At 56.5% G+C, this 13,834-nt stretch carries 12 protein-coding genes and 2 tRNA genes; 8 read left to right on the forward strand and 6 right to left on the reverse strand.

Annotation, left to right across the window (positions count from 1 at the left end; all coding sequences use genetic code 11):
* Positions 1-336 precede the first annotated feature (336 nt).
* Positions 337-413, reverse strand: a tRNA-Met gene (locus JOE39_RS00605).
* Between the two features lie 302 nt (positions 414-715).
* Positions 716-792 (reverse strand) — tRNA-Met (locus JOE39_RS00610).
* A 261-nt stretch (positions 793-1,053) separates the two neighbouring features.
* On the opposite strand from JOE39_RS00610, the gene dinB reads away from it, so the two are divergent.
* Positions 1,054-2,115 (forward strand): DNA polymerase IV, encoded by a 1,062-nt coding sequence (gene dinB, locus JOE39_RS00615; protein ID WP_046265651.1) that lies wholly within the window; start codon positions 1,054-1,056, stop codon positions 2,113-2,115.
* Between the two features lie 48 nt (positions 2,116-2,163).
* Here the strand turns inward: dinB and JOE39_RS00620 are convergent, their stop codons facing one another.
* The 3 genes from JOE39_RS00620 to JOE39_RS00630 form a co-directional block, all read right to left on the reverse strand.
* A complete protein-coding gene (locus JOE39_RS00620) occupies positions 2,164-3,120 on the reverse strand; it encodes a lipoprotein (RefSeq protein WP_003390980.1) in 957 nt (318 codons plus the stop codon).
* Positions 3,121-3,185: 65 nt separating this feature from the next.
* Positions 3,186-4,901 carry a proline--tRNA ligase gene (locus JOE39_RS00625; protein WP_004418668.1) on the reverse strand — a complete coding sequence of 572 codons (1,716 nt, stop codon included), beginning with the start codon at positions 4,899-4,901 and terminating at the stop codon, positions 3,186-3,188.
* A 171-nt stretch (positions 4,902-5,072) separates the two neighbouring features.
* Complete coding sequence (locus tag JOE39_RS00630; RefSeq protein WP_004418667.1) at positions 5,073-6,398, reverse strand: OprD family porin; 1,326 nt, start codon at positions 6,396-6,398, stop codon at positions 5,073-5,075.
* Between the two features lie 857 nt (positions 6,399-7,255).
* On the opposite strand from JOE39_RS00630, the gene JOE39_RS00635 reads away from it, so the two are divergent.
* On the forward strand, positions 7,256-7,687 hold the full coding sequence (locus JOE39_RS00635) for an HIT domain-containing protein (protein ID WP_016567431.1): 432 nt from the start codon (positions 7,256-7,258) through the stop codon (positions 7,685-7,687).
* Positions 7,684-7,890 (forward strand): SlyX family protein, encoded by a 207-nt coding sequence (locus JOE39_RS00640; protein ID WP_003304583.1) that lies wholly within the window; start codon positions 7,684-7,686, stop codon positions 7,888-7,890. The genes JOE39_RS00635 and JOE39_RS00640 overlap by 4 nt, the downstream gene beginning before the upstream one ends.
* A gap of 65 nt (positions 7,891-7,955) precedes the next feature.
* On the opposite strand, the gene JOE39_RS26455 is transcribed toward JOE39_RS00640, so the two are convergent.
* Positions 7,956-8,564: a cold-shock protein gene (locus tag JOE39_RS26455; RefSeq protein WP_003422106.1), complete on the reverse strand. Its 609-nt coding sequence runs from the start codon at positions 8,562-8,564 to the stop codon at positions 7,956-7,958.
* Positions 8,565-9,033: 469 nt separating this feature from the next.
* Here JOE39_RS26455 and JOE39_RS00650 point away from each other — a divergent pair, with 469 nt between their 5' ends.
* From JOE39_RS00650 to ruvC, 5 genes are all read left to right on the forward strand, one after another.
* Positions 9,034-9,507, forward strand: coding sequence for a Dps family protein (locus JOE39_RS00650; RefSeq protein ID WP_003314356.1), 474 nt, complete (start codon positions 9,034-9,036; stop codon positions 9,505-9,507).
* 341 nt (positions 9,508-9,848) lie between these two features.
* Positions 9,849-10,193, forward strand: a complete 345-nt coding sequence (locus JOE39_RS00655) for a ribbon-helix-helix domain-containing protein (RefSeq protein ID WP_024692510.1) — start codon at positions 9,849-9,851, stop codon at positions 10,191-10,193.
* A gap of 292 nt (positions 10,194-10,485) precedes the next feature.
* Positions 10,486-12,261: an aspartate--tRNA ligase gene (gene aspS / locus JOE39_RS00660; protein WP_002554661.1), complete on the forward strand. Its 1,776-nt coding sequence runs from the start codon at positions 10,486-10,488 to the stop codon at positions 12,259-12,261.
* A 116-nt stretch (positions 12,262-12,377) separates the two neighbouring features.
* The gene (locus JOE39_RS00665) at positions 12,378-13,121 is read left to right on the forward strand and encodes a YebC/PmpR family DNA-binding transcriptional regulator (protein ID WP_032658485.1); all 744 of its coding nucleotides are present in this window, start codon (positions 12,378-12,380) and stop codon (positions 13,119-13,121) included.
* A 130-nt stretch (positions 13,122-13,251) separates the two neighbouring features.
* Complete coding sequence (ruvC, locus tag JOE39_RS00670; protein ID WP_003314361.1) at positions 13,252-13,776, forward strand: crossover junction endodeoxyribonuclease RuvC; 525 nt, start codon at positions 13,252-13,254, stop codon at positions 13,774-13,776.
* Positions 13,777-13,834: the final 58 nt, after the last annotated feature.

Genomic DNA, 13,834 nt, shown 5'->3' on the forward strand with positions numbered 1-13,834 from the left:
GATCGTGCGCGACAGGATGGAGGTATGCAGCCAAGTTACCAATCCCTACGCAGAAAATATTTCAGGATGTTAGCGCGTCAACGTCTAACGAGCGAATGGCGAATCGAGCCGGGTGATGCTGTTCAGCTACGGTTCAGTCGTGATTCAGCTTAGTAACACCTATCGGCAGCGCACGCAAAAACTGTCGTAAATGCACGTATTACGTTACAGATGTGATGATAGGGTTTCAAAGGGCTTTGGAAATAGTCTTTTTTGTCAGACAGTTAGCCGTTGCCCGCGCTGCTTTTCTACCGGAAACAAAAAAGGCCACTCTTTCGAGTAGCCTTTCTTGATGTTTGGTTGCGGGAGCCGGATTTGAACCGACGACCTTCGGGTTATGAGCCCGACGAGCTACCAGACTGCTCCATCCCGCGTCTGTGTGGCGGCATTCTACAGCCGAACGCTGAAGTGTCAACCCTTAATCCGCAAAGCATGCAAATGAGTAGCGGATTGTGCAGATTTTGCACGTTTGGGGTCGGGTGACCGGTTTTCAGAGCAGCATGCCTGCGTGGAGCATTATCAGGAAAGCGTACGGCCAGGCCGTCAGGATTCGCCGCAGGGTGCCGGAGAGCGCTGTATATCTGCGCGAGGCATGGCCCGATGTCCGGGCTTGGGAAGGGTGCTTTTCAGGCGCGCACAAAAAAGGCCACTCTTTCGAGTAGCCTTTTTTGATGTTTGGTTGCGGGAGCCGGATTTGAACCGACGACCTTCGGGTTATGAGCCCGACGAGCTACCAGACTGCTCCATCCCGCGTCTGTGTGGCGGCATTCTACAGAGAGATGACTAGGTGTCAATGGTTAGTTTCAAAAAAGTGCTTTTTCTTCAAACGCTTAGCGGATCCAGATGATCGGTCTGCATGGTATTGGCGCTTGCATGACGGGGCTTTGCAGCTGTTTCGGTCATGCATGATGGGCGTTTGACTACTTTTCATGGCGACCTTTCGCATCATTGGATGTTACTTGGCGGTACGAATGAGATACTGCGCGGCCATTGATTGCAAAATCCCATCAGGTCATGACGCAGCGCAAAATCATCCACATCGACTGTGACTGCTTTTATGCAGCCATTGAAATGCGTGACGAGCCCGACCTCGCTGGCAAGCCGCTGGCGGTAGGCGGCTCTGCGGAGCGACGCGGGGTGATTGCGACCTGTAATTACGAGGCGCGCGCGTATGGCGTGCGGTCGGCCATGTCCTCCCGGCATGCGCTCAAGCTCTGCCCGGACCTGACCATCGTCAAGCCGCGCATGGATGCTTATAAAGAAGCGTCTCGGGAAATTCACACGATCTTTCGGGATTACACCGACCTTATAGAGCCGTTGTCTCTGGATGAGGCCTTTCTGGACGTGTCCGAGGCCGGGCACTTTTCCGGCAGCGCCACGCGCATCGCGCAGGACATCCGTCGTCGGGTCTCGAATCAGTTGCACATCACCGTGTCGGCGGGCGTTGCGCCCAACAAGTTTCTCGCCAAGATCGCCAGCGACTGGAAAAAGCCCAACGGGTTGTTCGTCATCACGCCGGATCAGGTCGAGGATTTCGTCGCTTCCTTGTCGGTCACCAAGCTTCATGGCGTAGGAAAGGTCACCGCAGACAAGCTCGGCCGGCTGGGTATCGTCGACTGTGCCGACCTGCGAAGCCGCAGCAAGCTCGCGCTGGTTCGGGAATTCGGCAGCTTTGGCGAGCGCCTCTGGAGTCTGGCGCACGGGATCGATGACCGACCGGTGCAGAATGACAGCCGACGTCAGTCAGTCAGCGTTGAAAATACTTACGACACGGATCTGCCCGATCTGGCGGCCTGCCTGGAAAAACTGCCCGACCTGCTGGAAACCCTGAGTGGCCGTATGGCCAGAATGGAAGGGCAGTACCGGCCCGGCAAGCCGTTCGTCAAAGTGAAGTTTCACGACTTTACGCAGACGACTCTCGAACAATCCGGAGCCGGAAGGGATCTGGGCAGTTATGAGCAGCTGCTGGCTCAGGCGTTCGCCCGCGGTGGCAAGCCGGTGCGATTGCTGGGCATAGGCGTGCGTCTGCACGATCTGCGTGCAGCCCATGAACAGCTGGAATTGTTCTCTCGATAATGACTGGCCGCGGTTATACGCCGCGGCCTTTCATGTTACAGGCACTTGTTACTGGCTCTGGGCAGGAACGGCGACCAGGCGGCCAGCGTCTCTGGCGAGTGACTTGAGAAATTCACCCTGCAACTGTGGATCGTTGCGCGTCAGTTCGATCAGGTTCTGTTCCAGCTCGCTGGCTTCTTCTTCCAGCCCCATATCAGAAAGACGCTTGACCCGATGCACCCACTGGCTGACCTCATCATCTTCAAGGTCGTCGTAGATCAGGGCGTGCGCCTCCAGAAGCTTGCCGCGTAGCGAATGGCTGATGGGCAAACTGGCGCTCGTGTGCGCGCTGTCCTGATCGTCTTCGACGTTGATATAAATGCGAGTGATGCGGCTGAGGTCCTGTTCGGCAAACGGACTGTCCAGCAGGTTCAGGCGCAGGATGCCGTTGCGGTCAGTGCTCATTTCATGAGTTTCATTGCCGGCCTTGACCATCACCGGGCGTTCATTCCAGGGCAGGGTGGAGTTCTCGATTCGCTTGTCTTTCTGAACCTCGTCGATGCTCGCCAGATTCTGCTCGGCGCGACCGTGGGACGGGGCATTCATGAACGGGTTGAGACCTGCCACGCCATAGTGAATCCAGTCCTTGGTCATGCTTTCCGGCAAATTGCCCAGCGCAAACACGTTGACCACGTTGGCCCCGACACCTGCGACAACAGCGACTGCGCCGAGCGGGATCTCGTAGACCTCCCGCCACGGTTGGTAAGGCGTGTAGCGGTCATAGTGGCGGGTGACTTCAAAGTCGGTGACCTCGAACGATTTGTGCTCGTGAATCCGCACGCGGCGTTGCGGCAACTCCAGTGTCTTGGGTTCGCCGATATCGACTTGCAGGGTATGTTCGAGCAGTTTGCGTTCGACTCGCTCCTCGTGCTCGCTGCGCTGAGAGAGCTGGTTGGCACAGCCGCCGACGAGAAATGAGCCGCACAGAACGGCGCTGCCGAGGCTTAAGGTGCTTCGTTTGAGCATGGGATCTCTGATGCGGATTGGGCGAGTGAAGAGCGGCGCACCTGCGAGCAGGTGCGCCTTTTGACTCAGCGGTTCACTTTGCCCTGGATGAACGACAGCACGTCCGCGACTGCAATGGCTTGCGGTTGCGATTCGGTACGGCTCTTGTATTCCAGATTGCCTTCGGCCAAGCCTCGGTCGCTCACCACGATGCGGTGCGGGATACCGATCAGTTCCATGTCGGCGAACTTGATGCCCGGGCTGGTCTTCTTGTCGCGGTCGTCGAGCAATACTTCAAAACCGGCAGCCGTCAGGTCGGCGTACAGTTTGTCCGTCGCTTCACGAACGGCGTCTGTCTCGTAGCGCAGCGGGACCAGCGCAATCTGGAACGGCGCGAGGGTATCGTTCCAGATGATGCCGTTTTCGTCGCTGTTCTGTTCGATGGCAGCTGCAACCACTCGGGAAACACCGATGCCATAGCAACCCATCGCCAGATTGACCGGCTTGCCGTTTTCACCCAGCACCTGGCACTTCATCGCTTCGCTGTACTTGGTGCCCAGCTGGAAGATGTGACCCACTTCGATGCCGCGCTTGATTTCCAGCGTGCCCTTGCCATCCGGGCTCGGGTCGCCCGCAACCACATTGCGCAGGTCGGCAACGGTCGGAACCGGCAGATCGCGCTCCCAGTTGACGCCGAAATAATGCTTGTCGTCGATGTTGGCACCGACGCTGAAGTCGCTCATCAGCTCGACAGAGCGGTCGATGATGCACGGCAGGGGCAGGTTCAATGGGCCCAGTGAGCCCGCGCCTGCGCCGATGGCGTCGCGCAGTTCGGCTTCGGACGCCATGACCAGCGGGTTGGCGACCTGTTCCAGCTGACTGGCCTTGATTTCATTGAGCTCGTGATCGCCGCGGATGATCAGGGCGATCAGCTTGCCTTCTTCGGCAGCATGCACCACCAGCGTCTTGACGGTTTTCTCGATTGGCAGACCGAAACCTTCGACCAGTTGGGCGATGGTCTTGGTGTTCGGCGTGTCGATCAGACGCAGCTCTTCGGTAGCGGCAGGGCGCGTCTTCTCGCGAGGAATCGCCTCGGCCTTTTCGATGTTGGCTGCGTAATCGGAGCCGTCGCTGAACACGATATCGTCTTCGCCGGATTCGGCCAGTACGTGGAATTCGTGCGAGCCGGCGCCACCAATCGAGCCGTTATCCGCTTCGACCGGGCGGAACTTCAGGCCCAGTCGGGTGAAGATGTTGCTGTACGCCAGATGCATGCGGTCGTAGGTGACCTGCAGCGATTCGTGATCGGCGTGGAACGAGTAGGCGTCTTTCATGACGAACTCGCGTCCACGCATCAGGCCGAAGCGTGGGCGGATCTCGTCACGGAATTTGGTCTGGATCTGGTACATATTGATCGGCAGCTGTTTATAGCTGTTGAGCTCATTGCGTGCCAGATCGGTGATGACTTCTTCGTGGGTCGGGCCCAGGCAGAACTCACGGTTGTGGCGGTCGACCAGACGCATCAGCTCCGGGCCATACTGCTCCCAGCGTCCGGATTCCTGCCACAGTTCTGCGGGTTGAATGCCGGGCATCAGAATTTCGAGTGCGCCTGCGGCGTCCATTTCTTCACGAACGATGGCTTCGACCTTGCGCAGCACGCGCAGGCCCATGGGCAGCCAGGTGTAGAGGCCGGAGGCCAGCTTGCGAATCATGCCGGCGCGCAGCATCAGCTGATGGCTGACCACGACCGCATCGGAAGGGGTTTCTTTCTGTGTGGCGAGCAAAAATTGACTGGTGCGCATGGTTGGCCGTTGTCGGTTGCTGAGACAGGAAATGACCTGGCATTGTACGGCGCTGTGCCGGTCGCGTACAGGGCGCGGCTGGCTTGCAGGTGGCGTTGAAGCGCTTTCATGGGCTCATGAAAAAGCCCGGCATATGCCGGGCTTCTTCTATTAACGAGTGCTGAGCGGTGATTACAGGATCGAGATCGGGTAATCGACAATCAGGCGGAACTCGTTGACGTCGCCTTCGCCCTGGTCGGCGTTGGCGCGGTGCCATGCCTGACGCATACGGAAGGACAGGTCTTTGGCCGGGCCAGTCTGTACGACGTATTTGGCTTCAAGGTTGGTTTCGTGGTGCTCGCCGTCTGCACCGTACAGGCCAGCATAAGCGCTGCCGGTAGGTGTTTTGGTGCCGTCGATGTCAGTACCCTTGATGTAACGGGTCATGAAGCTCAGGCCTGGAACGCCGTACGGAGTCATGTTCAGGTCGTAGCGGACCTGCCAGGATTTTTCACCCGGACCGTTGAAGTCGGAGTACTGGATCGAGTTGTTCAGGAAGATCGAGTCGCCACCGCGGTTGTTGTCACCGATACCGATGTAGTCGAACGGAGTGTCACCGTTGATCTTCTGGAGCGCGAGGGTAACGGTATGCGCAGCAAGGAACGAGTAGGCTGCGGAACCGGAGAACGCGGTGTTGCTGATCGAGCCGGCTTTGGCGCTGCCTTCGTCAACGGTGCGATAGATGTTCGCATCGAATGCCAGAGACTGATCTCCACCCAGTGGCAGGGCGTAGTTCACGTTGGCGTAGTATTGATCCCAGATGTCTTCCAGCTTGGCGGCATAGAATGCAACGCCCAGGCTGTCGGTAATTGCGTATTTGCCACCAGCGAAGTCCGCGCTATTGGCTTCAACGCCAGCATAGTTGGCAAAAATTCCGCCGTCATGGCTAGTATCGTTCTGGCTGGTGCCGGAGTAGAAGTGGCCAGCCTCAAGGTCGAGGCCTGAGATTTCACTACTTTGCAGGCTCAAACCACTTGCGGTTTGTGGAAGCAAGCGAGAGCCGCCAACTGCGAATACCGGGCTGGTAGGCTGCATGTCGCCAATTTTCAGCTCTGTTTTCGAGATGCGAAATTTGACAGCGCCACCGAGCTTGCCAAGAGAGTTTTCATTTTCACCGGTGTTGCGGTTGAACGCCAGGTTAGTGGAGCCCGAGTATGCGTCCGGAGCCCAGAGCTGCATGCCGAAATAGCCAAAAGCTTCAGCGCCGACACCGACGGTGCCTTGAGTGTAACCGGTGCTGAAATTCGCCCAGAGACCTTGGGTCCAGTCTCTCAAATCACTATTGCCGTTTTTGTTGTCACGGTTGAAATAATAGTTGCGCAACTTCAGGTCAAGCGTGCTGCCTTCCACAAAGCCCTTGGCATCAGCCTGATCGCTGACGAAAGGTGCGGCTGTTGCCATTTGGGCGCTGGCTGCCGTAACGGCCAGTGCGATTGCGCTCCACTTCATCACTCTCATCGTGATTGCTCCTTTGGTTTTTAGAAGATTTGTCTGCCGTCCCACCTGTTTTTTTATCTGGGCGGCTCTTTCTATTTTTGTCGGCGGAATCTATATCACGCTGACTTGGGTTGCTATAGCTACAGCCTTATCCTTTCAGAATCTTTACGACGCGCAGCCGAGCTAGCCTGTAGTGGCATTCTGAACCTTGCCGGATCGGTCAAGGTGCGGTCTGTCACAGCGTCCCTCAGGGTCGCAAGCCTTGTTTCCCTTGATTCTGTCACCCCTGTTTTCCGCCAGGGATGTCGTGATCATATGGGTGATAAAGCAACAAGCGTGCACAAAGTTTCCGGAAATGAAAAAATTTTGTGAAAAATCAGAATCAAGATCGCATTTTTGCTCCATCTATCTGTTTTAAATGACTATTTTTATTTTTTTAAAATACCTCTGGTTTTTCTGCGCCAAGGGTGTTCTCTGCCCCTCTCGCCCAAAAACGTTACCGGTACAGGCTTACATTGAGTAGAAAACGAATCCGTTGTGTTGCTGACGCAACAGCAGTGTGTGATTTTGGTGCATTCCCCATCGGGTTCGCCTGAACCTGGAGCATTGCTCTGGCTGGCGGTCATGGTGAGGCAATGAATGTTTCATTTTCATGTAGGTCAGGCAGGCAATCGTAAGGCAGTCTTTCAAGGTGCGGCTGCTCACAGTGGGATCTGCCTCCAGTCAGCGGCGTCAAATCGGTGCGGCGACCTTTATGGTGGGTGCATTCTGGTGCACAGGTGAAGCCTTACGCGAAGCCTAGTATCCTGACTGCCTATCGCAGCACCCTGTTACCGACAGGGCAGGTGCATTCACCTGGCAGTCAGGAGCTATTTATCGTGTTCGTTCTGGATTCTCGTCTTCAACAAGACACCTTGCCGATTGGCGACTTTCCGCTGTGCCGGTTGCTGCTCTCCAACGACAGCCACTACCCTTGGTTCATTCTGGTGCCGCGCCGCGCAGATATCACCGAAGTCTTTCAGCTGAGTGCAGCAGACCAGATGCAGTTTTGGCAGGAGACGAGTGCGTTGGCCAAGGTGCTGAACGAGCTCTTCGATGCGGATAAAATCAACGTTGCCGCGTTGGGTAACGTGGTGAGCCAGCTGCATATGCACGTCATCGTGCGCAAACGTGACGATGCCGCCTGGCCTGCGCCTGTGTGGGGCAAGCATGCTGCCATCGCTTATACTGACGAACAGCTCTCGGCAATCCGTCGACAACTGAAGCCGGTACTGACAAATGATTTTCGATTTGAGGAGGAGCAATCATGAGCCTTGAAGAGCGAGTCATGGAGCTTGAAAGCCGTATGGCCTTTCAGGACGATACGATTCAGGCACTCAATGACGTGCTGGTAAAGCAGCAGCGCGAGCTTGATCATCTGCAACTGCAGATGGCTGCGATGCTCAAGCGTCAGGAGGAAATGGGCAGTCAGTTCGAGACCTTCGAGGAAGATGCGCCGCCACCTCATTATTGATGGGCTGCCATAAAAAAACCGCGACCTCCGTCAGGAGGTCGCGGTTTTTTTGTTGCTTGAAACAATCAGCGGCGGGGCAGGGCTGCAATGACATCTTCGGCCTGCAGGCCTTTGTCACGGTTCATTACGGAAAACTCGACGCGCTGTCCTTCGACCAGTACGCGATGACCCTCACCGCGAATGGCTCGGAAATGCACAAAAATATCGTCGCCGGAATCCCGGGAGATGAAGCCGAAGCCCTTGGAGGTGTTGAACCACTTTACGGTGCCAGTATCACGATTTCCCATGTCGTGGCTTTGTGGCGCGGACGAAGGGGTGTAAGACCTGTAGAAGCTGACGCTCAGGTGCAGGGCGACGGCTACGATGGCGACAGCCAGACTCACCAGAATAGCCGGTTGACCGGCGATGCCGGGTAGAGGAACAAGCAAGGTTAGCGTTTGTACGATTACCGCAATGACAAGCAATGCACTGACCAGATTTTGCAGATTATGACGCGGACCTCTATTCCAGTAAGGAATGACCGGAGCGAGTATCAAGTTAAGCAGCCCTAGAAAAGCCAGGCAGATCGCGTCAGGATTTTGCAGGTAGAGAGATGCCGCTTCACTACGCAGGCTCGGTATGAAAGAAAGCAACAGGGCTGCTGCTCCCGTTACCAGATGGACAATTTTCAACATTTTAAAAAGCTCACATGCAAGAAGGATTACAAGAAATAGCTGGTAACGCCCGGTACGCTTCTGAAAAAGATGAGGCGTGATGCACGGACGCTGGGCCGGCCTATGTGCCAGCGCTGGATCACAACTCGTTGGCGACACGGCGTGTATTTAACAGCAAAGCCTGATCCTACTCAAATCAGCAATCGATAATGGTGCGCGTGCCTGTCCGGCGCTGGCAGCCCGCTGTCCTTTAGTGGCTCTGTAGATGCGCGAAACAGAGCGTCTCACGGATTTTGCTGACGACTCCTTCAGGCGCGCAGGTATTTTCTGGTCCGGACGCCCGCTGCAGCCCCGTGTGAATAGCCCTGGCAGAGGCGTAGTTCGCTGCCAGCAGATAGCATCCTGCCAACGGAAAGCTGCGCCATTCGGGTTCTCTTGATAGAGTAGTCGTCTTTACTGCTTTTCAATCCTCACCAAAAGGGCATGAAACATGGCAATCGATATCGGTATCAGTGAAGAGGATCGCAAATCGATCGTGGACGGTCTGTCGCATCTGCTGTCGGATACTTATGTGCTTTACCTCAAGACTCACAACTTTCACTGGAATGTCAGCGGGCCGATGTTTCGCACGCTGCATTTGATGTTCGAAGAACAATATAACGAGCTGGCACTGGCGGTTGATTCCATTGCCGAGCGTATTCGTGCTCTGGGCTTTCCGGCGCCGGGTACTTATTCGACATATGCGCGCCTGTCTTCCATCAAGGAAGAAGAAGGCGTGCCCAGTGCTGAAGATATGATCAAAAGTCTGGTGCAGGGTCAAGAGGCTGTTGTCCGTACTGCTCGTAGTATCTTTCCTCTTCTGGATAAGGTTAGTGATGAGCCGACGGCTGACCTACTGACGCAACGCATGCAGGTGCACGAAAAAACCGCCTGGATGCTGCGCTCGATGCTCGAGTCCAAGTAACGGCCAGGGACGAGTGGCTTCAAGTGCCACTCGTCCCGTTCCTGAGTTGTTCTTCGCCCGTCACACCTGTCACTTCCTGCACCTGCTTTCATCGCGCAATTGCTCGGGCAAGCCGAGGCCCAACAGTCGCGCGCTGCTCTGCAGTTTTCCTCGCTTTTATTGGCGCCCCCTTCAAGGTTAATAACGATATTCCGTTGTTTCCTGTAGCCATCTCCTACAGTGACAACGTGTAGGGGCTTCTGGCTATAAAATCGCCAATCATGTTTTATACATCGGGACATTTATTTGTTTTTGAATATTTCTTTTGATGCTTAAAATTCAATGATTCGAAGGTGGCGGTTATGATGTTACGAAGTGCTGAGCGAGAGCTTAAGTTGCTCCGCCGAGAGGTGGAAATACGCCATGATCCTTTTGTCGAGGATTTCAATATGACGCTGGCGCAGCCGCACTCAAAATCCGTTCGACTTAACGGCCTGGCGACGTGCCTGCGTCTGGAGAAAGTGTACTGGAACATTCTTTCAGGTATCGCCAGTAGTAATGAGTGCTCCGTCAATGCGGTGCTGTCCTACATTGATCGGGAGGTTCACTTACGGTACGGGGGCGTGAAGAATTTCAGTGGTTTGATTCGTGTTGTCTGTGTGGCGCATCTTTTGAAGGGCGATTGCCTGGAAAATTCTCACGTCTAGCGTGGGCTTATCCTCATTTCTGTGGGCTCGCTCAGGTGGGCCTGCGCTTTCCCCCGCAGCGCGAGCGAACGGCTCGGCTGCGCGGGGTGATCATGAGCTTATCCGGTCGTTAATAGGTTCGTCCGGCTGCACGGTGCCAATTAACTCTATATAATCCTCCGTCTTGCTAGCGGGCGTGACTCTGCGTGGGCCAGGGCTGGATTTAGTCTTGTGCCAGTGCCTTGTACCTCTGAGCGCAAGCCAGGAGCGAAATCGCCACCGAATTCGAATTACGAGAAGTGAAAACACCATCATGATGCGCAGCCATTATTGCGGCCAACTGAACGAGAGTCTGGAAGGCCAGGAAATTACCCTTTGCGGATGGGTCCACCGTCGTCGTGACCACGGGGGCGTTATCTTCCTCGATATCCGCGACCGTGAAGGCATGGCTCAAGTCGTGTTCGACCCGGATCGTGCCGACAGCTTCGCTGCCGCTGATCGCGTGCGTAGCGAGTACGTGGTCAAGGTCGTGGGCAAGGTTCGTGCTCGCCCGGCAGGTGCCGTGAATGCGAACATGGCGTCAGGCGCCATCGAAGTTCTGGGTTACGAACTCGAGGTGTTGAACGAGTCCGAAACGCCGCCGTTCCCGCTGAATGAGTATTCCGACGTCGGCGAGGAAACACGTCTGCGTTATCGCTTCATCGACCTGCGCCGTCCGGAAATGGCCGAGAAGCTGCGTCTGCGTTCGCGCATCACTACCAGTATCCGTCGCTATCTGGATGACAACGGCTTCCTCGACGTCGAGACGCCGATCCTGACCCGCGCCACCCCGGAAGGCGCTCGCGACTATCTGGTGCCAAGCCGCACACACCCGGGCAGCTTCTTCGCCCTGCCGCAATCGCCTCAGCTGTTCAAGCAACTGCTGATGGTGGCTGGCTTCGACCGTTACTACCAGATCGCCAAATGCTTCCGCGACGAAGACCTGCGTGCTGACCGTCAGCCGGAATTCACCCAGATCGACATCGAAACCAGCTTCCTCAACGAAGAGGACATCATCGGTCTGACCGAGAAGATGGTTCGTCAGCTGTTCAAGGAAGTTCTGGACCTGGAGTTCGGTGATTTCCCGCACATGACTTTCGAAGAGGCCATGCGCCGCTACGGTTCCGACAAGCCGGACCTGCGCAACCCGCTGGAACTGGTGGATGTTGCCGATCAGCTCACCGGCGTGGAATTCAAGGTGTTCAGCGGCCCGGCCAACGATCCCAAGGGGCGCGTTGCCGCACTGCGTGTACCGGGCGCCGCCAGTATGGCGCGCAGCCAGATCGACGACTACACCAAGTTCGTCAGCATCTATGGTGCCAAGGGTCTGGCCTACATCAAGGTCAACGAGCGTGCGAAGGGGCCGGAAGGCTTGCAGTCGCCGATCGTCAAGTTCATTCCGGAAGACAACCTGAACGTCATCCTCGATCGCGTTGGTGCGGTTGATGGCGACATCGTTTTCTTCGGTGCGGACAAGTTCAAGATCGTCAGCGAGGCCCTTGGCGCGCTGCGCATCAAGATCGGCAATGACCTCAAGCTGCACACGTGCGAGTGGGCACCGATGTGGGTCGTTGACTTCCCGATGTTCGAAGAAAACGACGACGGCAGCTTCACCGCATTGCACCACCCCTTCACGGCACCCAAGTGCACGCCTGAAGAGCTGGAAGCCAACCCGGCGACCGCGCTGTCCCGTGCATACGACATGGTGCTCAACGGCACCGAGCTGGGCGGCGGTTCGATCCGTATCCATCGCAAGGAAATGCAACAGGCGGTCTTCCGTCTGCTGGGCATTGCCGAAGACGAGCAGCAGGAGAAGTTCGGCTTCCTGCTCGATGCCTTGAAATACGGCGCGCCACCGCACGGTGGTCTGGCTTTCGGTCTGGACCGTCTGGTGATGCTGATGACCGGCGCGCAATCGATTCGTGAAGTGATTGCGTTCCCGAAAACCCAGAGCGCGGCCGATGTCATGACCCAGGCGCCTGGCGTTGTCGATGCCAAAGCGTTGCGCGAGCTGCACATCCGTCTGCGCGAGCAGCCGAAGGCCGAGTGATGCCGGGCAGGGCGTATCGTCGATACGCCCTGTATCTGCCCTTATTGAGTGAAGCTTTTTGCCCGGTTTTTCAGGGCGAAAGGTGAAGGTGTTTCAAAAAGAATCTGGAGCGAAAAATGGCAGGTCATTCTAAGTGGGCGAACATCAAGCACCGCAAAGAGCGTCAGGATGCCAAGAAAGGCAAGATTTTCACCAAGTGGATCCGTGAGCTGACCGTTGCTGCGCGTCAGGGTGGCGGTGATCCCGGTTCCAACCCGCGTCTGCGGTTGGCGCTGGACAAGGCGCTTGGTGCGAACATGACCCGTGACACCATTGATCGTGCGGTGGCGCGAGGAGTAGGGGCCTCCGACGGTGATGATGTCGAAGAGCTGGGTTACGAGGGCTATGGTCCGGGCGGCGTGGCGGTCATGGTTGAAACCATGACCGACAACCGCAATCGTACTGCGGCGGCTGTACGCCATGCGTTCACCAAGTGCGGCGGCAATCTCGGCACCGACGGTTCTGTTGCGTACCTGTTCGATCGCAAGGGCCAGATCTCCTTCGCCGGTGTCGATGAGGATTCGCTGATCGAGGCTGCCATGGAGGCCGATGCTGACGATGTCGTGACCAACGAAGACGGCTCGATCGATGTGTTCACCTCGTTCTCCGGGTTTTATGCGGTGCGTAACGCATTGGAGGCAGCAGGCTTCAAGGCAGCAGATGCAGAGATCGTCATGCTGCCGACCACCAGCGCTGTGCTTGATCTGGAAACCGCTGAAAAGGTACTCAAGCTGATTGATATGCTCGAAGACCTGGATGACGTGCAGAACGTCTATTCAAACGCGGAAATCCCGGACGAAGTGATGGAACAGCTGGGCTGATCGCTCACAGGCAACACCAGGTCGGAAGCCGGGGGAACGAAGCTGTGAGCAACACGCAGCTATCGGCCCCCGGCTTCTGCCTTTATGCTGCACCTATTGTTTTGCGTGACCTCCTCAAGCTGCAGGCGTTATGACTCTTATTCTTGGTATCGATCCCGGTTCGCGAATCACCGGCTATGGCGTGGTACGCGACACCGGACGCGGCTGTGTCTATGTTGCGTCGGGCTGCATCCGCACTGGCAGCGGCGAGCTGCACGAGCGTTTGCAGATCGTTTATCGCGGTGTGCGGGAGGTCATCAAGACCTACGGACCGGTGACGATGGGCATCGAGAAGGTTTTCATGGCGCGTAACGCCGATTCGGCATTGAAGCTGGGGCAGGCCAGGGGCGCAGCCATCGTGGCGGGTGCCGAAGAAGCGCTGGAAATTGCCGAATACACCGCAACCCAGGTCAAGCAGGCCGTTGCAGGAACCGGCGGTGCCAATAAAGAACAGGTGATGATGATGGTCATGCATCTGCTCAAGCTGACCCAAAAGCCGCAAATCGATGCGTCCGATGCCCTTGCCATCGCCCTGTGCCACGCGCATACGCGCTCCAGTCTGATTCCTCACGGGTTGGCCACTGCGCGCAGTCGCGGCGGCCGCTTGCGGCTCTGACTGGCATTATGTGTCCGCATATTTTCTATGATGACGGTGTTCAACTTCTTCGCGCGAG

The sequence above is a fragment of the Pseudomonas sp. PvP100 genome (assembly GCF_017833055.1).
Taxonomy (GTDB): Bacteria; Pseudomonadota; Gammaproteobacteria; order Pseudomonadales; family Pseudomonadaceae; genus Aquipseudomonas; species Aquipseudomonas syringae.

Coding starts and splice junctions, on each gene's coding strand:
- dinB (WP_046265651.1), top strand. CDS start 1,054: ATGACGCAGCGCAAAATCATCCACATCGACTGTGACTGCTTTTATGCA.
- JOE39_RS00625 (WP_004418668.1), bottom strand. CDS start 4,901: ATGCGCACCAGTCAATTTTTGCTCGCCACACAGAAAGAAACCCCTTCC.
- JOE39_RS26455 (WP_003422106.1), bottom strand. CDS start 8,564: ATGTTGAAAATTGTCCATCTGGTAACGGGAGCAGCAGCCCTGTTGCTT.
- JOE39_RS00650 (WP_003314356.1), top strand. CDS start 9,034: ATGGCAATCGATATCGGTATCAGTGAAGAGGATCGCAAATCGATCGTG.
- aspS (WP_002554661.1), top strand. CDS start 10,486: ATGATGCGCAGCCATTATTGCGGCCAACTGAACGAGAGTCTGGAAGGC.
- JOE39_RS00655 (WP_024692510.1), top strand. CDS start 9,849: ATGATGTTACGAAGTGCTGAGCGAGAGCTTAAGTTGCTCCGCCGAGAG.
- ruvC (WP_003314361.1), top strand. CDS start 13,252: ATGACTCTTATTCTTGGTATCGATCCCGGTTCGCGAATCACCGGCTAT.
- JOE39_RS00640 (WP_003304583.1), top strand. CDS start 7,684: ATGAGCCTTGAAGAGCGAGTCATGGAGCTTGAAAGCCGTATGGCCTTT.
- JOE39_RS00630 (WP_004418667.1), bottom strand. CDS start 6,398: ATGAGAGTGATGAAGTGGAGCGCAATCGCACTGGCCGTTACGGCAGCC.
- JOE39_RS00620 (WP_003390980.1), bottom strand. CDS start 3,120: ATGCTCAAACGAAGCACCTTAAGCCTCGGCAGCGCCGTTCTGTGCGGC.
- JOE39_RS00665 (WP_032658485.1), top strand. CDS start 12,378: ATGGCAGGTCATTCTAAGTGGGCGAACATCAAGCACCGCAAAGAGCGT.